We start from the raw sequence: 15,937 nt of genomic DNA, 5'->3' as shown, positions 1-15,937 counted from the left end.
CACATTATCGCGACTTGCTGGCGCGCAGCGCCTGGATCTTCGGCGGCGGCTGGAACGAATCGCTGCGTGCATCGGCCCAGAATGCATGGAACACCGCATGATCCGGCACCTTGTGCAGCAGCTCGCCCGGTTCCAGGTAGCGGTACAGCGACGCCAGCGAGCGGATCTCGACAGGCGAAACACGACGCAGGATGTGCTCCGGCCCCAGTTCGGCCGGATCGTTCAGGCCGGCCGCACACAACAGCTCCTTCAGGGCGTGCAGCGTGTGCTCGTGGTAGCTGTACACGCGGGTGGCCTTGTCCGGCGCATCCAGGTGCTTCCAGCGCGCCGGGTCCTGGGTGGCGATGCCGGTCGGGCACTTGTCGGTATGGCAGCTCAGCGACTGGATGCAGCCCAGCGCGAACATGAAGCCACGGCCGGCATTGCACCAGTCGGCACCCAGCGCGATGGTGCGCGCGATGTCGAAGGCGCTGGTGATCTTGCCCGCCGCGCCGATGCGGATCCGCTCGCGAAGGTCCAGGCCGACCAGCGTGTTGTGCACCAGCAGCAGTGCTTCGTGCATCGGCACGCCGACATGGTCGACGAACTCCGCCGGTGCTGCGCCAGTACCGCCTTCGGCACCGTCGACCACGATGAAGTCCGGCAGCAGGCCGGTTTCCTGCATCGCCTTGGCAATGCCGAACCACTCCCACGGGTGGCCGATGGCCAGCTTGAAACCGACCGGCTTGCCGCCGGACAGTTCGCGCAGACGGGCGACGAACTGCAGCAGTTCGACCGGCGTCGAGAACGCCGAGTGACGCGACGGCGATACGCAGTCCACGCCCATCGGCACGCCACGGGTGACCGAGATCTCGGCGGTCACCTTTGGCGCCGGCAGCACGCCGCCATGACCGGGCTTGGCGCCCTGCGACAGCTTGATCTCGATCATCTTGACCTGATCATGGGTGGCGTTGGCGACGAAGCGCTCTTCACTGAAACCGCCCTTTTCGTCACGGCAACCGAAGTAGCCCGAGCCGATCTCCCACACCAGATCGCCGCCCATCTCGCGGTGGTATGGCGAAATCGAACCTTCACCGGTGTCGTGGTAGAAGCCACCACGCCGCGCGCCTTCGTTCAGTGCGCGGATCGCGTTGGCCGACAGCGAGCCAAAGCTCATCGCCGAAATATTGAACACGCTCGCCGAATACGGCTTTGCACAATTGGCGCCGATCAGCACGCGGAAATCGTGCTTGGCGATGGCGGTCGGCGCCAGCGAGTGGTTGATCCACTCGTAATCCACCGCGTAGGTGCTGCGCAGGGTGCCGAACGGCACCGTGTCCATCTCGTTCTTGGCCCGCTGGTAGATCAGTGCACGCTGCTGGCGCGAGAACGGCACGTCCTCCAGGTCGCTCTGCACGAAGTACTGGCGGATTTCCGGACCGATCGATTCCAGGCCGTAGCGGAAGTGCGCCATCACCGGATAGTTGCGGCGCAGCGTGCTGCGCTTCTGCAGCAGGTCCCAGGTCCCCAGTGCCACCATCGCGGCGGTCAGGCCGACGCCCCAGTACCAGGCCGGCCAGATCGTGGCCAACCACAGGCAGATGGGGAACATCAGGATGGCGAGCAGGTAGACGATATACCGGTGCATGGCGTTCCTTGGTTGCAACTGCCTGCGAGTCTACCGTGCTGCCCGCCGCCCGGGTTTACAGGCGATCGTCAACCACGTTGCGTGGCCAGGCCGATTTGACGTCGTAGACCAGGCCGCCCGGCGCCAGCAGCGACCGGATACCCGCCTCATCCATCGCCTTGAAGCGGGCATGGGCAACCGCCAGCACCACCGCGTCATAGGCCCCTGCCACGGGTTCGGCCAGCCACTGCACGCCCTCATCGGCCAATGCCGCCGGGCCGACCCAGGGATCACTGACCTCGACCTGAGCGCCGGCATCACGCAGGCGCTGCGCCAGCTCCAGCGCGCGGCTGTTGCGCAGGTCCGGGCAATCCTCCTTGAAGGTCACACCGAGCACCAGGATGCGCGACTGCACTGGTTCACGGCCGCGTTCGGCCAGCATCGCCAGCACCCGCGACGCCACATGCTCACCGACGCGGTTGTTGACCTGCCGCGCCGTGTGGATCAGGTCCGGGTGGTAGCCCACGCTCTCGGACTTGTGCAGCAGGTAATACGGGTCCACGCCGATGCAATGGCCGCCGACCAGGCCCGGCCGGAATGGCAGGAAGTTCCACTTGCTGCCGGCGGCATCGAGCACATCCTGGGTATCGATGCCCAGCCTGTCGAAGATCAGCGCCAACTCATTGACCAGCGCGATGTTCACATCGCGCTGGATGTTCTCGACCACCTTGGCCGCCTCGGCCACGCGCATCGATGGCGCGGGGAACGTGCCGGCGGCAATGATGCGCTGGTACAGGCCATCGATCACCGCAGCCACTTCCGCTGTCGACCCCGAGGTGATCTTGCGGATGTCGGCCAGGCGCCGCTGGCGGTCACCGGGACTGACCCGCTCCGGGCTGTAGCCGCAGTAGAAGTCTTCGTTGAAGCGCAGGCCCGAGCCTTCTTCCAGCAGCGGCACGCAGACTTCTTCAGTGGTGCCGGGGTACACCGTGGATTCGTAGATCACCAGGTCACCCGCGCGCAGATGGCTGGCGATCAGCCGCGTCGCCGAACGCAACGGCTCCAGATCGGGCTGCTCATAGGCATCGATCGGCGTCGGCACGGTGACGATGTAGACGTTGCATGCATCAAGCAAGGCCGGATCGCTGCCGTACTGCAGCTGCCGAGCACTGGCCAGCTCGTCGGCCTCCACCTCCAGCGTATGGTCCTGGCCATCGCGCAGCTCGGCGATGCGATCGGCATCGATGTCGAAGCCCAGCGTCGGCCAGTGCCGACCGAAGGCCACCGCCAACGGCAGGCCGACGTAGCCCAGGCCGATCACCGCAAAACGCGGGGTCTCCGCTGCCGCAAGGGACGCGCTCACTGGCATGTCCCGCGCAACGGCATGCATGCCGCCATGGATTCGGCCGACCTGCTCATTCGCTGCACCACTCCGTGTAATTCCACGCCAGAAAGGCAACAGCGTAACGGCCCGGGCGCCTGCCCGCCAAGATGGGATCAGGAGCCCAGTGCGACCGCGGCCGGTTCCAGTTCGCCATCGGCGCCGGTCCAGGCCTGCCGCAGGCGCTCGAAGCCACCGCTGCCAAGCAGGAAGCCCGGCCACGCCGATTCAACGATCTGTGCCAGCAGCTCCGCATCAATGCGCCGGGTTCCCATCGACCAGCGCGGAAACGCCCGCTGCGCCACCGGCGCGCGGCACAGCACCTTCAGCTGGCCATGGCTGCGCGCATTGACGATGCGCTGGTACACCGAATCGATACCGTCCTCCGGGCCTTCCAGGTACTGCAGGAAACGGCTGCCATCGAACATCAGCACACCGGTGACACCGGCTACACGGTTGAATGCCGTGGCATCGGCCAGCAGGCGGTCAAGATCGGTTGTCTGCAGATCGGCGCGGGCCTCACTGGCATAGGCAATCGCGTGCAGCGACATCGTGCGGCTCCCCCCCTGGGAACGATGGTTGGGACTATGACATGAATGGGAGCGACAGTTAAACACGCTGCCGCCCCACGGCAATCCGGCTGCGATTCTGCAGCTGGGCTACAATCGGCGCCGCGCTGCAGGCCCGGATGGCGAAACTGGTAGACGCATCGGACTTAAAATCCGCCGGGGGCAACCCCATGCCGGTTCGATTCCGGCTCCGGGCACCAAGGCTTTTACGACGATCATCGATCGCGTTTTCGCTCCGCAATTTTGTCGACGCTCCGCAATCTGCTCAGACGCATGATGCCAAGCGAGCAGCAGATGATGTCTGCGACGCAATGTCGCGGATGCCTCAAACGCCGCGCCGCATCTGCTGCAGCCCTGCCCTCACCCACGCCTTGCTGCGGGCGTCCCTCGCTCGGGGTTTCGTCTCTGCCGGCGGCTTGCGCGGTTCAAGCGCCGCCTTGATCCGCTCGACCTCCTTCGCCCCTGCCTCGGCCAGGCGCCGGGCCTGTTGCTGCTGCTCACGGGTCGGCGGCAGGCCGGGCAGCGGCGGCGGCGGCTGGATCGGCGTGCTGTCGGTCAGCCGGGCGACTGCCTGGCGCAGGGGCAGATCGGGATAGAGCCTGGCCGCACACCAGCGCTCGGCGTACCGCTTCGCCTGCCGGACGTTGGCCGCGCGCACTTCCTTCACCTGCCACATTTTCTGGCCTTCCATCCATAGCCGGACCCCGGGACCGCCGTCGGGAGTCACGCTGGCCGTCTCCCGGCCGTTGTACCAAAGCGCCCAGCGCTCGCCGGTCTGGACCCAGCCAGAGGGGATCGGGGCGGTGCGGAAGCCGTAGGAAGAGCGCATGGCCGGAAGGATACGGCCGGCGGTCGCAGATGCTGCGATTGAATCCTGACCGGATTAAGCCAGCCGCCCTTCCATGAGGGTGCCGACCTTCTCGATGTTCTCCAGCGACAAGCCGCCGATGTTCTGCGCGAACTGGCGGATGAGCTGGGCATACGAGTCTTCCAATACATCCGCCTCCGACTTCGAGGCATCGATCACACACTTCGTGCGCTCGGCCATGCCCAAGAAGATCTGCCGGCACAGGGCCAGATTCTCTTCGTTCTCGAAGTGGTTCGGCCTGTCGCCACGTGCGCGGATACGTTCCAGGCCAGTGGCCGGCTCAACGTCGAGCAGGAGCATCAGGTGTGGCCGGGGCGCGAAGTCGTTGGCCTTCGACAGGTCCTCCACCGGCAGCCCGGCAGCCCCCTGGTAGGCGACCATCGACGGGAAATAGCGGTCGAGGATCACCACCTCTCCGCGCTGCAGAGCCGGTTCGATGAACTGCTCCACGTGATCGCGGCGGTCAGCCAGCAGGTATTCGACCTCCTGCTCCGGGCTCAGGCGGCCCGATTCAGCGGACTGACGAAGTTTGGTGCCCCACGGCCCATTGGTCGGCTCTTTACTAGTCGAAACGGCCACGCCATGGGCGCGAAGCCGCTCGGTCAGGCCCTTGGCCAAGGTCGACTTGCCGGCCCCATCGATTCCCTCGATGGCAACCAGCAGGCCACCGGGGATGGTGATGCTCGTCATGCGGGGTAGTGTATCCAATTGCCCCGGCACCGCCAGAGGGGGACGGGATGCTAACGCGGACGGGCGCCACAGGGCCAGTCTTGACAGTGATCCGGTCATGCGACGGCACGCTCTACACGCCCCGGCCACGGCCGGCAGGGCTACCCTCCGGCCATGTGCGGCCGATTCGTCCAGCTCCCCGTGATCGACTTCGGCCAGCCGGGGCTGGCTGACCTTGCCCCCGGCCTGGCCGAGATCCAGCCGAGCTACAACCTCGCGCCGACACAGCGCGCCTCGGTGATTCTGGACAGGGGCGAAGGCCGGCAGGTGACCCGATTGGCGTGGGGCCTGCTGCCTTTCTGGGCCAAGGCCAAGGGCCTGCAGGGCTCGACCATCAACGCGCGGATCGAGACGGTGGCCACCAAACCGGCCTTCCGGTCGGCATTCAAGAAGCGCCGCTGCGTCATCCCAATGGCCGGCTACTACGAGTGGTCGGTGAGCCCGATCGACGAGAAGAAAGATCCCTGGTTCATCCACGCCACCGGGCCGCTGCTGGCGGCTGGCCTGTGGGAGGACACCAGCCCTCTGCTGCCCGAGGGCAACCTGGGCACCTTCACCATCATCACCGGCGACAGCAGCGGCGTCTCGGCCGACATTCACGACCGCATGCCGGTGTGGCTGCAGGCCAACCAGATCGATGACTGGATGGCCGCGAGTCCCGACGACGCCATGGCAATGCTGCTGGCCAGCGAGCCGCCGGCGATGGAGGCGTACCGCGTCAGCCGCGCGGTGAACACGCCTCGCAACAACCGCGAGGATCTGCTGCAAAAGATCGCCTAGCGATCAGGAATACACAGCGCCCTCTCCAGAGCTGGCCGTGCCGTCCCTGATGGTCGGTAACGTCGGCCAGGGCACGTCGGGGAACCCTGGAACGCTGGGCAAATCTCGCAGCGCCTGTCGGTAGGTCTGATAGGCGGCCTTCTCCAGCGCGGTCAGTGGCGCGTCGGGCATCTGGGTCCAGTCGGTGCCGCGCAATGCCATGTCACGGCGGCGGCGTATCTTTCCCGTCTCCAGCGCCTCTTCCAAAGGTGGCGGGATAGCCATTGCGAATTCTTCGCCGGCCTCCAGCTCGTCAAAGGAAGAGATCGTCCTGTAACTACCTCCTTTTATGGCGTACATAGCTATCTCTCAAAGTAGTATCCAAGGCAGTCCACGTATAGGCCGCCAGTAGGTGTCACAATGTAGTTGTAATTGAAGGAGTTTGATGCATCGAGTGGAACTGGGATAGCAGCGAAGCTATTGGGGTTCGAGGTGTATGCGAATGCATCGCTATTTATCAGCGCTGCCACTGCGGCGTCGATATTGGTTATGCCGAAATTAGCGATACTACTGGTTGTCGGCACAATAGAAGCTACGGAAACAGTTGCAGCCGTTGTTTGCTGGCCATTTGCAAGGACACGGAAAGGTGCATTCTCCAGCGTAACCATGTATGTGATTTGCGCACCTACATGCATGAACATGTAAACATCGCCAAGTGAATCAGTTAGAACAGTTCCTAGATAACGACAGCTGCTGTCCCCGGTTTTCGTCCTAGCCGTGCCGCTATATGCAGCAGATGGAGATGTCGAATCTACCTCCGTACTTCCATCGGCACGGAGATAGACATGGCCAAAAGCGTTCGTGCCTACAGACACCGAAGGCGCGGATGGCAGGGCGGAAACGATCCCCCCGACACTGGGTACATACGCATTCCCGCTGGAAACTGATACTTGCCCAGCCCCGGAATATGAAAGTTTGAAGCCATCGATATAGCCATCGGGAGTACCCATTGCTGAGACAATCGGCCGACGCGGGTCGGTGTTGTCCACGGTCACGTTCGCCCCTGGGCGGACCTCCTGCACGGCGCTGTCGGCCTTCCCCAGCGAGTCAAGTACTTCGGAAGCCAGCTCCAGCGTGGGCATACCGGCCGCCGCGTTCCCATTGGCCACGTCGATCTGCTGAGCGGTGCCGGTGATCGTGGCCGGCCGTGTTCCGGTCACCCTGCCCTTTCCGTCGCGCGTGACCGCCAGAAGCGTGCCAGTACCCGAGTTCGCGACGTCCTTCAGCCCGATCGTCGGATTCCCTGCATCGCCGTCGGGGTTGGCGATGTCTATACCGGTACCTTCCTGGAGCGACCGCAACGCCCAATCACCGTTGCTCTGCCTCGCGGCGAAGCCGGCGCCGATCAGCGCGGCCAGCTTCTGGATGTTGGACGGGACCTCCCTGATCAGCTTCCAGATGGTCGACGCGATGCTGCTCGGGCCGCCGCTGCTGCCGCCGGTGGGGTTGATCACCTGCGCCGCCGTCAGGATCTGGCCGTCTGGCCCCCGAAGGTTCACGCCCACCTGTGCGCCGTTGGTTGCGTCGGGGTCGACGTCAACGAAGCCGCGGGGATTCTGGTGCAGCGGTACGCGCTTCTTGGCCATTACCGCCCCAGCGCGCGGACTACGGCTTGGCAGGCCGCGAGTTGGTCGTCGGCGTCTCGCCCGACTCGAACAACAGCGCCCGCAAACTTTGCTCGGCGCTCGGCGGCCGCATCACGTTCGCTGGCGGCGGCGACGGCATCGGACAGACGCTGGGTCTCGCAGCTCGCCCACCCGTCGCGCAGCCGGAGATCGCCAGCACGCACACCAGCCACAACAACATCAGCGACGGCCGGGGCCGCGGCACGATCTTCTTCATGCTTCTCTCCGATGGCGGCCAGAGCGTCGGCCTGTTGGTGTTCAGTCGTCCGCGTCTGATTGACCTGCTCAACCTGGGCGGCACTGGCGCCGGCCTGCTGCCTGGCTTCCGCGCCCTCTGCGCGATCGCCGCGCCACGCCCAGCCCGCGCCGAACATCGCCGCTGACCAGAGGGCGAAGGCACAGATGGCGATCACCGCGCGGTTCACGACTTGCCCTCACACAGGCGGCGCTCCGCCGCGCGACGGTTGGCCAGGCCCTGCACACGCTTCCCGCCTGCGTACACCCACTTGTCCAGCTCAGGACACCAGGCCGACGCCGGCTGGCCAGTGTTGATCTTGCGGACCAAGGTCGACTTGCATGCGGCATCCACGCCGACGTTGTAGGTCCAGCTCAGCACCGCCGCCCACTCGTTCTCGTGGAGTGGCAGGACGATGCAGCTGCTGATGCCGGCCATGTACTGCCCTAGCCTGCTGTTCAGCCGCTGGGCACACTCCTGCTCGGTATATCGGGCCTTTTCCGGCCGACCGGTGTCGCCGTAGCAGTAGGTCGCCACGCCAACCATGTCGATGTAGGGAGTCGGCGAGTAGCCCTCCCACGGACGGACCAGGGCGGTGCTGGCCAGGGCAATCACACTGGCCACCGTCCCGCCAATCACCACGCCGCGCTTAGTGGCCACGGATCCACTCCCAGAACCGGCGCAAGGCCGCGAAACGGGCGCCCAGCCACTGCGACCAATCGCCCCAGTTCCGCATCACCGTCGTGGCAGTCAGGACGCACGTGTAAACCAGCGTCGAGATCGCCACCAGGTCAGCCCACGACAGTCCCTGCGCCGTGGTGGTGATCGTCCCCACCACCGGTGGCACGAGCTTGTAGGCGGCCGCAGCCACCTCTTGGGAAACCGGATCTTTCATTGCACGCCCCTGTGGAAGTCAGGGCAATGCTCGCGCTCCGCGCAGATGCTTCAACGGAGCGAGGCTCCCCGCCAAGCATCGTCATTCGCCCGGTCGGCGGTGATGCGCTGCAGCTCCGAAAGCTCCTCGCTCCAGCTCGGCTCACTTGGCAGCGCGTACTTCTTGCTCCTGCTACCCAGCGGGAACCCCTGGACATGCACCAAGACCCCAACCGCCTTCGCCACGATGTGGATCAGCCACAGGCGCCAAGTCGGGATGTGCGGCGTGTTGTTGTACACGTGACCTCTCCTCTAGCCAGGAGAGGTCACCCTACCCCCGCACCGGGCGGCTTCAACGGAGGGTGATACCCTGCACATAGGCCCCGGATTGGCCGTGGCCCACAAGGAGATTGTGATGAATCACGTAGAACAGTTGGCTGCCGAGAAGATCGCTGAGCAAATTTACATCCGAATTGTCAGCGAGGGGCTTTCGGTTATTGGCCAGAGCGTCGACCTCTCTGAGGCCACTAAGGCTGCTCGCGCTGCTGGACAGGCTTACATAACCGGGGGCTCCGGGAAAGTTAACTCGCCTGTCAGCCTGCCAATCAAGCGCTAGGGAGCTATGCCGCCTTTCTCAGGACATCGTTGACCGGCGAGCTGAGAAGTCGTTCAACATCCAACTGAGCAGAGTCGGTAATTTCCTCCCACTCATTGGCCACGTATCGGCCAAGCGCAGCAAGTTCCTGCGTCTCGCCGCCGCACTTCTGAATGGCTTGAAACAAGGCCGACAGCTGGCGGAACAGGTCGCTTGCGTGCTGCAATGACCCCTTTGATTCATGCAGCATCTCGACCAACTGAACCTCACGCTCGCTGTTAGCGGCTACACTGGTTCTCGCCATGATCAATCTCCACTGGATGGGTTTTGGCACTGAAGCCCCGGGGTTGCCTCCCTGGGGCTTCTCTTTTGGGATGTATCACGCCGGTTTCTTCTGCGAATCAGCGTGGATCTTCAGGATTACTGCCCAGGCAGGGTCGTCGCCGGACATTTCGAAGCTGACCTCGCGGACCTCATAAACTGCGGCCTCAATGCCTTCGAAGTTCTTCTCCCAGCCTGCAACCATCTCTTGCAGCCAATCCACGAAATGCACCGCCCGTTCAACTGCAACGGTGAACGAGATGCTTCGAGGATCGGCAACGTAGGGCTCTTTCTTGCTCCGCTCATACAGTGCTTCCATGCCGCTGATGGATTCCTGCATGACGAACTTGACGGCGTCAGCCTCTTCCAGAACCCGTTCTTTCAGGCCGCCGAGAGTGAGATTTTCGCTTTCGCTCACACCCCACAAAACGTCCCCTGACCACCAGATCTGCGTGTAGATCTTGCCTACATGCCCTGTGTAGTCGCGGGTACACAACCTTTCATCCCGGGGCTTGGCTCGGGAGCGACTGGGAAAGTCGATGACCTTGCTCTTGTCAGTGGACATCGCGGCTCGCCCTCTCGTCAGCCTTGGTTACCAGGGCTGCGCTATGAGCAGTACCCGAGAGCGGGAAATGCTCGTCGGTCAGGAGCTTGTGCAGCCTGGCAAGCCCCTTTCCAGTGACAAGCGGCGTCATCGAGCGCTGAACCCCACGCTTGGGATGCGTCCATTCCTTGCTGACCTTGAAATCAAGCAGGCCGGCGTTGATCTTGTCCTGGTATGGCTGATTGTCGCGGCGCAGCCAGCCAGATCGGCGCATCCACTTCATCAACGTGTTGCGCCCTGTTCCAAGCAGCTTGGCAGCCTCGTCCATCATCAGCACGTCGTCGCCTTCAACCACCCTGTCGTGGAATTCGACCTTGGGGGCCTGCTCGGCCACTTTGTCTTCCAGAGCAATGACCTTTTCCGTGTAGGTCAGCAGCAGGCCGCGCATCGCGGCCGGGTCAGCCAGCACCCTCATTGGGTCCGGGGCGACCACATTCGACTCCAGCTCCTGCCAGCGGTCGACCAGCCGTGCCGTGAACTCGGGGGAGAGCTGGGCAACCACAACGATGCTGTCGCGCTTGCCCTGCTCGCCGGAGAAGACGTATTCGGAGACAGGGCGGCCTGCTGTGGGCTTTTCCGCCATTGGCGGAGAACCAATGACCCCTTTTGCGACCAGCCTTTCAATGGACCGCTTCACGTCGTCGTGCCGGGAGTCGACCAGATCGGCGATTTCTCGGCTGGTGATCGAGGCAGTCCCATTCAGGATCAGTCCGTTCATGCGACTGCCCTCCGCTCTTCTTGCGCGCGCGTACCTGCAAGGCGATGCTCGATTTCGCTATTCAGGGAACGCCGGTTGTCAGCCGCCTTGTCCTTCAGCCACTGCTTCAGCTCCGGGGAGAGCCGCAAACCGAAGGGGGTAACCAGTCGCTTCTGCTTCATATTGCCTCCAATGGCTTCACCATGAAGCCCGCAGCTTCACTATGAAGCCGCTCCTCCCGGCTGTCAACACCAATTTGAAGCCGATAGACTCTCCCCATGAAAAAGAACACCCAAGAGGACTACGTCCGCACGGCCCTCCGGGTTCCCCCTGAGCTTCACGCCCAGGTCCACGAAGAGGCCCGCAAGGCTGGGCGCACCTTTAACGCCCAACTGGTCCACATGCTTCAGGGGTACATGGAGCAGGAGCTGGAAGAGTCCGAAGAGCGCGAACGCGGCATCGAACTGGAGAGAAGCATTGGCGTTAGCTATGGGCTGACCGATCCGCTCGACCGGGCTGCAGTTCTGAAGGTGCTACTGTTCCCAGAGCGTACGGTTCTGCGTCAACGCGTGGCGGAGCTTGGCGGCAAGGACGCTGTGTTGCAGCTGGACGATGCCGAGATCAAGCGGCGTGTCACTGGCCCACGCATCACTGGCACGGACGCCGAGAAGCGGTCGCACATGTCCAGGGCGCTAGAGACGTTCCCGCTCACTACCCTGCTGACCGACGGCGAACTGGAAAAGCTCGCCGAGCGCGTCATCACCATCCAGAAGGCCATGGGGCAGCTGAAATGACCGACGACCGATTCAAAGACGCAGGGCAGTTCCACCCGGACAAGACCTGGGCGAAGCTTGATCGTGAGGCCAAGGACCGAGCATTCGACGCCAAGCATCCTCCGAAGTGGTGGCATTCCCTTGCCTTCCCGTGGGGCGTGGCCCTGTTGCTCCTCGGCCTGGCCGGTTGCGTCATCTACCTACTGCTGTGGGCCTTCAGCGCTCCGTTCGCCTGACGCTTCCAACGCTGCGGCAACCTCGCCGATCGAATCATCATCGTTCTCTGCGCTCATGCGCTTCAGCACGTTGATCTGTGCGGGGATAGCTCCAATCGGAAGCTCCGTCGACCGTGCAAGCCACTTCACGAAACGGGGATTCGTCATAGCGCGTGCCAACACGTTAGCTCCTGCGCCGCCGCCGACGGCAACCGCCGCAGGCCCAACCTGCCCCGTGATGAGAAGGCCGCCGATGGTGGCTGGGTACGCAAACGCCGCGCCTCGGTTGGCGGTGCCGCTGGGATTCCGGAACACCTCGGACCCCTCCTTGATCCTCTCCGCCACGCGAGCGATCTTGTCCATGTCCTCGCTGAAGCCGGCGCCGTATCGCCCGAACAGGGTCCGGCGCGCTTCGGGGCTCAGGCTGCCCCAGTTCGTCAGGAAGGTGTTCGGGCTGAAGGCATCGCCGGCCGCGTTCTGCGCCCCCGGACTGGCCAGGCCCATGCGCTTGATTACTGCAGCGCTGACCGCCTTCTGGCCGTCTTCAGGCAGCGAGCGCATCACCGCGCGCAGCGTCGTCGCACCGTCCTTCGTGCCAGACATTGCCGCCTGGAACACCTTTTCGGGGCCGCCGTTCTTATCGACCACGCGCTCCAGCGTTTCCAGACGGTCGGCCGACGCCTTGAAGTAGTTGTTGGCGCGGCGGACTGCGGCCACCGCGCTCGGGCCCTGTGCCTGAGCGGCAGCCTCCAGGTCCTGAGACAAGGATCCGTAGAGGCGCTTCAGCTGTGCCGTCGGCCGGTCAGTGGAAAGCGAGAAATCAGACAACTCCTCACCGATCTGGGTGCGAATCCGCTTCACGGCCTCATAGGGGATGCCGGCGAGACCGGCCTGCTGCGCTGCTGCGACGTCCTGAGCCAGGTTCTCGGCCATCTGCTGGATCTTCGGGCTGATCTGGGCACCGGTGGTGGCCTCAGCACCTGCAATAGGCGTAGTGAGGTCGGCAAGCGCCCGCTGGGTGTTCGACACACCGATCGGCGTGTCGCTGGGGATGTGCTGGTCAGCCTGCCAGTAGAGCGCCTTGCGCATGGCGTTCGTGTTCTTGGAGAACGTCTGGACGCCGCGCTCGATCGCGCGGCCAGCACGCTCGCCGCTGATGTTCCTGGCCAGCTGATTGCTGACGTCAGCCAGCCCGCTGCCGATCTGCTCGTTCTGCGCCTCAGCAAAGCGGCGCATCACGCCGCCGCTGGTCGGACCGCCGCTCAGCAGGCTTTCCGCCCCCTGCATCGACCACCTGCCAGTCCCCTGTCCCACTGATGGGGTCGCGCCCAGGACAGCAAAGTCATCGATGGCCTGTTCCAGCTGCTGGCGACCAGCCTCACCGCCACGCATCAGGCCACGAACGCCGGACTGCGCTCCGGTCAGGGCCGCAGAGGGGGCCAAGCCGCCGAGCAGGCCCGCGACTGCCTGAGCACCGGCGCCGCCGCCCGACTCCCGGGTGACGCCGGCGGCAGTAGACCCACCCAAGGTGCTCGCAACCTGCAGAGCAGGCTGAGCAGCCAGCAGCTCTCCGGCACGCTCACCGAGGGTAGCAATCGCTCGTGGAGCCGGCGCTGCCTGCGCAAGCGTCGGTGCTACCGCACGGCCAGCAGTGAGCGCTCCACCACCGCCAAGGGTCAAAGCGGTACCGGTCAGCGCTTCGCCAATGTCACCGAGGACGCGATCGCCGGCGGTCTGTGCCTTGGGCAGGCCCAGGGTGTCCCCCAGCGTCGCGGCGTTGTCGCGGAAGCTGGCCACGGGGCGGCCTGTGATCTTGGTCTCCAGCGCGCCGAGGGCGTCGCCGCCGACCGCACCCAGCAGGCTGCCGATGCCCTGCAGCACCGAACGAGCGCCGAACGCCAGGTCGCGCGGAACGCCGGCTTTCCAGCCGTCAGCCTGTCGGCCGTCTGCGGTGCTGGAAACGCTGCCGGTGACCTCGGAGAAATCCGGCGGCAGCGCCTTTACGGCCCCGAGGGTCGGGATGTCCTGGTACTCCGTCCAGGGGCCAGCGTCCTCGGCCGGCTGCGGCGCGCGCGGCGCAGGCTTGGCCTGCAGCTGCTGGTACTCCTCCCACGGCAGCGGACCGGCCATCAGATCTTCTCCCACGCGTTACGATCGGCGGGGTTGCCGCCCCGGAAACGGTAGCCATTGCGCACGGTTCCTGGCGTCGGGCCGCCTTGGGCCGGCTGGCCAGGGCCACGGGCGGCCGGCGGATCGCCGAGTGTCCCACCGAAGCTCCTCGGCTCAACACCAGGCGTGCTGGAGCGCCCGTAGTTTGCGTTGATGATGTCCTGCTTGCGGGTATGGAGCTCCACAGCCTGCCGGTTGAACTTGGCAAGCCTCGCGAGCGCAGCAGCAGCCGTGCGGGGGTCGTTGGCAGACATCAGCTCGTTTGCTGCACGCTGGGCGTCGCCCTCAGTCTGCACGCCCTTGTTGAGCCGCAACGACTCATTGACGATCTTGGTCAGGTCCGACTTCCACTCATTGAGAGCGACGTCGCCCTCGGTAGCGATGCCCAGACCGGTGCGGCCCCAAGAGAGCGCGGCGTTCTGTGGGCTGATCTTCAGGGTGCCATCCGCCAAGCGCGCAGCATTCTTCTGGATGATGTCATTGAGGACGGCCGTGCCGCCCAAGGCATCTTCCACGGCCAGCAGGTCCTTCAGCGCTCCGACCGGCAACGGCTTGCTGTCCCCAAGCGTGCCGGCAGACTTGCCGCCAGGGTTCCACTGGCCGCTGCGCTCCAGCCCGAACTTCGCCGCGTCGATGCCGGCCGCCTGACGGGTGCGTGCCGCGCTGGCATTGGAGCTGTTGGCGCTGGCATAGGAGGCGGCCGCGCGGGCAGCGTCGGCAGCGATACCGGCCCGGCCCTGCTCGGTGGTCGAGATCCCGCCGCCGCCCTCCTTGAAGCGGTTCTGCAGCAGGTTCTGACCCTGCACGGCCCCCAGCTCCTGCGGTCCGTTGGCCACGGCCATGAGGTTTGCATTCGCAGCCTCCCAGTTCCCGCCCAACGCGGCATCACGGGCGGAGCTGCGCGCAGCGGCACCGAGTACGTCGTTCAGCTGCCCCGCGTCGAATCGATCGTTGGCCAGCAGCGCGATGCTGCCAAGCGTTGCGCGGGCGGTGTCGTCGCCGCCCAGCACGCCGCTGACCAGCTCCGGATTCACCAGCGCCCGCTGCTCGTTGATCTGGTTGGCCAGCACGGCCTTCGAACGCGCCTGACGGGCCTCCTGCAGCGCCCGTTCGACCTGGTAGTTCCGGCCCAGCTGATCCGTGTAGGTATCGCGCGTGTTGCCGAACAGCGCGGCGCCGAGAGCCTGCCCGGCCTGGTATGGATTGGCCATCAGGCGTACCCCGTGGTGAGTGGATCGTAGGACCCGTAGAAGTTGGCGCCTGCTCGTGGGGCTGCCGCGGCGAACCCGCCGCCGCCTCCAGCCATCGCGCCGCCGGCGGAAGTGGCGAGGCCGGCCAGCAGATCGACTTCGGGCCGCCGGCGGATCTGCCGCAGGCGCAGCTGGTCGATGAACTGCTGCCCGCGGCTCGCGCGCGCTTCCATGTCCAAATCCGTGGCCAGCTTGCCGTACCCGAATGCCTCCTGCTGCCGCTGCAGCTGCGGCGCGTCGATGCGCGACATCAGGCCGGCAGTGGTCGCCGCGGCGTTGTCTGCGCCGGCGCGCGCGGCGCCGGCATCAGACTGGAAGGTCGCACCGCCGATCGGGCTGTTCAAGCCCGACAGAGCCTGCCGCTGGCCGCGCTGCAGCTGCTGCATGTACTGCCCCAGCCGCTGGGCTCGGTCATCGGCTGCCGTGCTGGTCTCCAGCTGGGCGATCTCGTCGTTCACGCGGCGATCGGCCTCCTGCTGGCGGCGCGACTGGTTCAGCAGGCCCTGTGCGGTCGCCTCGTCCTGCTTGCGCTCGACGCGCTGCGTTTCTGCTTGCTGCGCCGCCGTGCCGGCCAGAGCGATCGCGATGGGAATGAACTGGCCCATGAG

22 protein-coding genes and 1 tRNA gene are annotated in these 15,937 nt (G+C 65.0%); 6 read left to right on the top strand and 17 right to left on the bottom strand.

The genetic code is table 11. From position 1 onward, the window contains the following. Nucleotides 1-4 precede the first annotated feature (4 nt). The 3 genes from VG556_RS07025 to VG556_RS07015 form a co-directional block, all read right to left on the bottom strand. The gene (locus VG556_RS07025; RefSeq protein ID WP_100449783.1) at nt 5-1,627 is read right to left on the bottom strand and encodes an FMN-binding glutamate synthase family protein; all 1,623 of its coding nucleotides are present in this window, start codon (nt 1,625-1,627) and stop codon (nt 5-7) included. Between the two features lie 55 nt (nt 1,628-1,682). After that, on the bottom strand, nt 1,683-2,969 hold the full coding sequence (locus VG556_RS07020) for a nucleotide sugar dehydrogenase (protein ID WP_014646680.1): 1,287 nt from the start codon (nt 2,967-2,969) through the stop codon (nt 1,683-1,685). 134 nt (nt 2,970-3,103) lie between these two features. Then, a complete protein-coding gene (locus VG556_RS07015; protein WP_014646679.1) occupies nt 3,104-3,538 on the bottom strand; it encodes a BLUF domain-containing protein in 435 nt (144 codons plus the stop codon). A gap of 131 nt (nt 3,539-3,669) precedes the next feature. Between VG556_RS07015 and VG556_RS07010 the strand changes: the two genes are divergently transcribed. Then, nucleotides 3,670-3,756 (top strand) — tRNA-Leu (locus VG556_RS07010). A 125-nt stretch (nt 3,757-3,881) separates the two neighbouring features. On the opposite strand, the gene VG556_RS07005 is transcribed toward VG556_RS07010, so the two are convergent. Together VG556_RS07005 and tmk are read right to left on the bottom strand one after the other, a co-directional pair. Further along, nucleotides 3,882-4,385: a hypothetical protein gene (locus VG556_RS07005; protein ID WP_100449782.1), complete on the bottom strand. Its 504-nt coding sequence runs from the start codon at nt 4,383-4,385 to the stop codon at nt 3,882-3,884. 54 nt (nt 4,386-4,439) lie between these two features. Next, nucleotides 4,440-5,114, bottom strand: coding sequence for a dTMP kinase (gene tmk, locus VG556_RS07000; RefSeq protein WP_065177559.1), 675 nt, complete (start codon nt 5,112-5,114; stop codon nt 4,440-4,442). A gap of 153 nt (nt 5,115-5,267) precedes the next feature. Here tmk and VG556_RS06995 point away from each other — a divergent pair, with 153 nt between their 5' ends. Beyond that, on the top strand, nt 5,268-5,933 hold the full coding sequence (locus VG556_RS06995; protein WP_100449781.1) for an SOS response-associated peptidase: 666 nt from the start codon (nt 5,268-5,270) through the stop codon (nt 5,931-5,933). Between the two features lie 3 nt (nt 5,934-5,936). Here VG556_RS06995 and VG556_RS06990 read toward each other — a convergent pair whose 3' ends face one another. Together VG556_RS06990 and VG556_RS06985 are read right to left on the bottom strand one after the other, a co-directional pair. Continuing rightward, nucleotides 5,937-6,272, bottom strand: a complete 336-nt coding sequence (locus VG556_RS06990; RefSeq protein ID WP_202909961.1) for a tail fiber assembly protein — start codon at nt 6,270-6,272, stop codon at nt 5,937-5,939. A 2-nt stretch (nt 6,273-6,274) separates the two neighbouring features. Next, nucleotides 6,275-7,558 carry a hypothetical protein gene (locus VG556_RS06985; RefSeq protein ID WP_100449780.1) on the bottom strand — a complete coding sequence of 428 codons (1,284 nt, stop codon included), beginning with the start codon at nt 7,556-7,558 and terminating at the stop codon, nt 6,275-6,277. Between the two features lie 26 nt (nt 7,559-7,584). Here VG556_RS06985 and VG556_RS06980 point away from each other — a divergent pair, with 26 nt between their 5' ends. Beyond that, nucleotides 7,585-7,980 carry a hypothetical protein gene (locus VG556_RS06980; protein ID WP_157806041.1) on the top strand — a complete coding sequence of 132 codons (396 nt, stop codon included), beginning with the start codon at nt 7,585-7,587 and terminating at the stop codon, nt 7,978-7,980. Between the two features lie 38 nt (nt 7,981-8,018). Here VG556_RS06980 and VG556_RS06975 read toward each other — a convergent pair whose 3' ends face one another. The 3 genes from VG556_RS06975 to VG556_RS06965 are packed head-to-tail and all read right to left on the bottom strand — an operon-like array spanning nt 8,019 to nt 9,005. Beyond that, the gene (locus VG556_RS06975; RefSeq protein ID WP_100449778.1) at nt 8,019-8,492 is read right to left on the bottom strand and encodes a lysozyme; all 474 of its coding nucleotides are present in this window, start codon (nt 8,490-8,492) and stop codon (nt 8,019-8,021) included. Continuing rightward, nucleotides 8,482-8,727: a hypothetical protein gene (locus VG556_RS06970; RefSeq protein WP_146257706.1), complete on the bottom strand. Its 246-nt coding sequence runs from the start codon at nt 8,725-8,727 to the stop codon at nt 8,482-8,484. Before VG556_RS06970 ends, VG556_RS06975 begins: the two co-directional genes overlap by 11 nt. A gap of 50 nt (nt 8,728-8,777) precedes the next feature. Continuing rightward, nucleotides 8,778-9,005 carry a hypothetical protein gene (locus VG556_RS06965; protein WP_100449776.1) on the bottom strand — a complete coding sequence of 76 codons (228 nt, stop codon included), beginning with the start codon at nt 9,003-9,005 and terminating at the stop codon, nt 8,778-8,780. 115 nt (nt 9,006-9,120) lie between these two features. Here VG556_RS06965 and VG556_RS06960 point away from each other — a divergent pair, with 115 nt between their 5' ends. Continuing rightward, nucleotides 9,121-9,321, top strand: coding sequence for a hypothetical protein (locus VG556_RS06960; protein ID WP_100449775.1), 201 nt, complete (start codon nt 9,121-9,123; stop codon nt 9,319-9,321). A gap of 4 nt (nt 9,322-9,325) precedes the next feature. Here the strand turns inward: VG556_RS06960 and VG556_RS06955 are convergent, their stop codons facing one another. From VG556_RS06955 to VG556_RS06940, 4 genes are all read right to left on the bottom strand, one after another. Then, nucleotides 9,326-9,604 (bottom strand): hypothetical protein, encoded by a 279-nt coding sequence (locus VG556_RS06955; RefSeq protein WP_100449774.1) that lies wholly within the window; start codon nt 9,602-9,604, stop codon nt 9,326-9,328. A gap of 75 nt (nt 9,605-9,679) precedes the next feature. Next, a complete protein-coding gene (locus VG556_RS06950) occupies nt 9,680-10,186 on the bottom strand; it encodes a hypothetical protein (RefSeq protein ID WP_100449773.1) in 507 nt (168 codons plus the stop codon). Further along, nucleotides 10,176-10,943 carry a phage antirepressor KilAC domain-containing protein gene (locus tag VG556_RS06945; protein WP_100449772.1) on the bottom strand — a complete coding sequence of 256 codons (768 nt, stop codon included), beginning with the start codon at nt 10,941-10,943 and terminating at the stop codon, nt 10,176-10,178. The genes VG556_RS06950 and VG556_RS06945 overlap by 11 nt, the downstream gene beginning before the upstream one ends. Next, nucleotides 10,940-11,104 carry an Arc family DNA-binding protein gene (locus VG556_RS06940; protein WP_100449771.1) on the bottom strand — a complete coding sequence of 55 codons (165 nt, stop codon included), beginning with the start codon at nt 11,102-11,104 and terminating at the stop codon, nt 10,940-10,942. Before VG556_RS06940 ends, VG556_RS06945 begins: the two co-directional genes overlap by 4 nt. A 96-nt stretch (nt 11,105-11,200) precedes the next feature. Here VG556_RS06940 and VG556_RS06935 point away from each other — a divergent pair, with 96 nt between their 5' ends. Next, complete coding sequence (locus VG556_RS06935) at nt 11,201-11,716, top strand: hypothetical protein (RefSeq protein ID WP_100449770.1); 516 nt, start codon at nt 11,201-11,203, stop codon at nt 11,714-11,716. Next, nucleotides 11,713-11,931, top strand: coding sequence for a hypothetical protein (locus VG556_RS06930; RefSeq protein ID WP_100449769.1), 219 nt, complete (start codon nt 11,713-11,715; stop codon nt 11,929-11,931). Before VG556_RS06935 ends, VG556_RS06930 begins: the two co-directional genes overlap by 4 nt. Here VG556_RS06930 and VG556_RS06925 read toward each other — a convergent pair. The 3 genes from VG556_RS06925 to VG556_RS06915 are packed head-to-tail and all read right to left on the bottom strand — an operon-like array spanning nt 11,896 to nt 15,934. After that, nucleotides 11,896-14,040 (bottom strand): hypothetical protein, encoded by a 2,145-nt coding sequence (locus VG556_RS06925; protein ID WP_100449768.1) that lies wholly within the window; start codon nt 14,038-14,040, stop codon nt 11,896-11,898. The genes VG556_RS06930 and VG556_RS06925 overlap by 36 nt on opposite strands. Next, nucleotides 14,040-15,290 (bottom strand): hypothetical protein, encoded by a 1,251-nt coding sequence (locus VG556_RS06920; protein ID WP_100449767.1) that lies wholly within the window; start codon nt 15,288-15,290, stop codon nt 14,040-14,042. The genes VG556_RS06925 and VG556_RS06920 overlap by 1 nt, the downstream gene beginning before the upstream one ends. Beyond that, nucleotides 15,290-15,934 carry a hypothetical protein gene (locus VG556_RS06915; RefSeq protein ID WP_100449766.1) on the bottom strand — a complete coding sequence of 215 codons (645 nt, stop codon included), beginning with the start codon at nt 15,932-15,934 and terminating at the stop codon, nt 15,290-15,292. Before VG556_RS06915 ends, VG556_RS06920 begins: the two co-directional genes overlap by 1 nt. Between the last annotated feature and the right edge of the window lie 3 nt (nt 15,935-15,937).

Origin of the sequence: Stenotrophomonas sp. CASM106, from assembly GCF_049384825.1 — a bacterium.
In the GTDB taxonomy this organism is placed as follows: domain Bacteria; phylum Pseudomonadota; class Gammaproteobacteria; order Xanthomonadales; family Xanthomonadaceae; genus Stenotrophomonas; species Stenotrophomonas muris.
This window is presented reverse-complemented; position numbering and strand designations above follow the sequence as displayed.

Bases quoted from the DNA above. Each gene is read 5' to 3' on its own strand.
- VG556_RS07015 (WP_014646679.1), bottom strand. From the start codon at position 3,538: ATGTCGCTGCACGCGATTGCCTATGCCAGTGAGGCCCGCGCCGATCTG.
- VG556_RS06920 (WP_100449767.1), bottom strand. From the start codon at position 15,290: ATGGCCAATCCATACCAGGCCGGGCAGGCTCTCGGCGCCGCGCTGTTC.
- VG556_RS07005 (WP_100449782.1), bottom strand. From the start codon at position 4,385: ATGCGCTCTTCCTACGGCTTCCGCACCGCCCCGATCCCCTCTGGCTGG.
- VG556_RS06995 (WP_100449781.1), top strand. From the start codon at position 5,268: ATGTGCGGCCGATTCGTCCAGCTCCCCGTGATCGACTTCGGCCAGCCG.
- VG556_RS06955 (WP_100449774.1), bottom strand. From the start codon at position 9,604: ATGGCGAGAACCAGTGTAGCCGCTAACAGCGAGCGTGAGGTTCAGTTG.
- VG556_RS07025 (WP_100449783.1), bottom strand. From the start codon at position 1,627: ATGCACCGGTATATCGTCTACCTGCTCGCCATCCTGATGTTCCCCATC.
- VG556_RS06990 (WP_202909961.1), bottom strand. From the start codon at position 6,272: ATGTACGCCATAAAAGGAGGTAGTTACAGGACGATCTCTTCCTTTGAC.
- VG556_RS06940 (WP_100449771.1), bottom strand. From the start codon at position 11,104: ATGAAGCAGAAGCGACTGGTTACCCCCTTCGGTTTGCGGCTCTCCCCG.
- tmk (WP_065177559.1), bottom strand. From the start codon at position 5,114: ATGACGAGCATCACCATCCCCGGTGGCCTGCTGGTTGCCATCGAGGGA.
- VG556_RS06950 (WP_100449773.1), bottom strand. From the start codon at position 10,186: ATGTCCACTGACAAGAGCAAGGTCATCGACTTTCCCAGTCGCTCCCGA.
- VG556_RS06945 (WP_100449772.1), bottom strand. From the start codon at position 10,943: ATGAACGGACTGATCCTGAATGGGACTGCCTCGATCACCAGCCGAGAA.
- VG556_RS06930 (WP_100449769.1), top strand. From the start codon at position 11,713: ATGACCGACGACCGATTCAAAGACGCAGGGCAGTTCCACCCGGACAAG.
- VG556_RS06970 (WP_146257706.1), bottom strand. From the start codon at position 8,727: ATGAAAGATCCGGTTTCCCAAGAGGTGGCTGCGGCCGCCTACAAGCTC.
- VG556_RS06915 (WP_100449766.1), bottom strand. From the start codon at position 15,934: ATGGGCCAGTTCATTCCCATCGCGATCGCTCTGGCCGGCACGGCGGCG.
- VG556_RS06985 (WP_100449780.1), bottom strand. From the start codon at position 7,558: ATGGCCAAGAAGCGCGTACCGCTGCACCAGAATCCCCGCGGCTTCGTT.
- VG556_RS06960 (WP_100449775.1), top strand. From the start codon at position 9,121: ATGAATCACGTAGAACAGTTGGCTGCCGAGAAGATCGCTGAGCAAATT.
- VG556_RS06925 (WP_100449768.1), bottom strand. From the start codon at position 14,040: ATGGCCGGTCCGCTGCCGTGGGAGGAGTACCAGCAGCTGCAGGCCAAG.
- VG556_RS06935 (WP_100449770.1), top strand. From the start codon at position 11,201: ATGAAAAAGAACACCCAAGAGGACTACGTCCGCACGGCCCTCCGGGTT.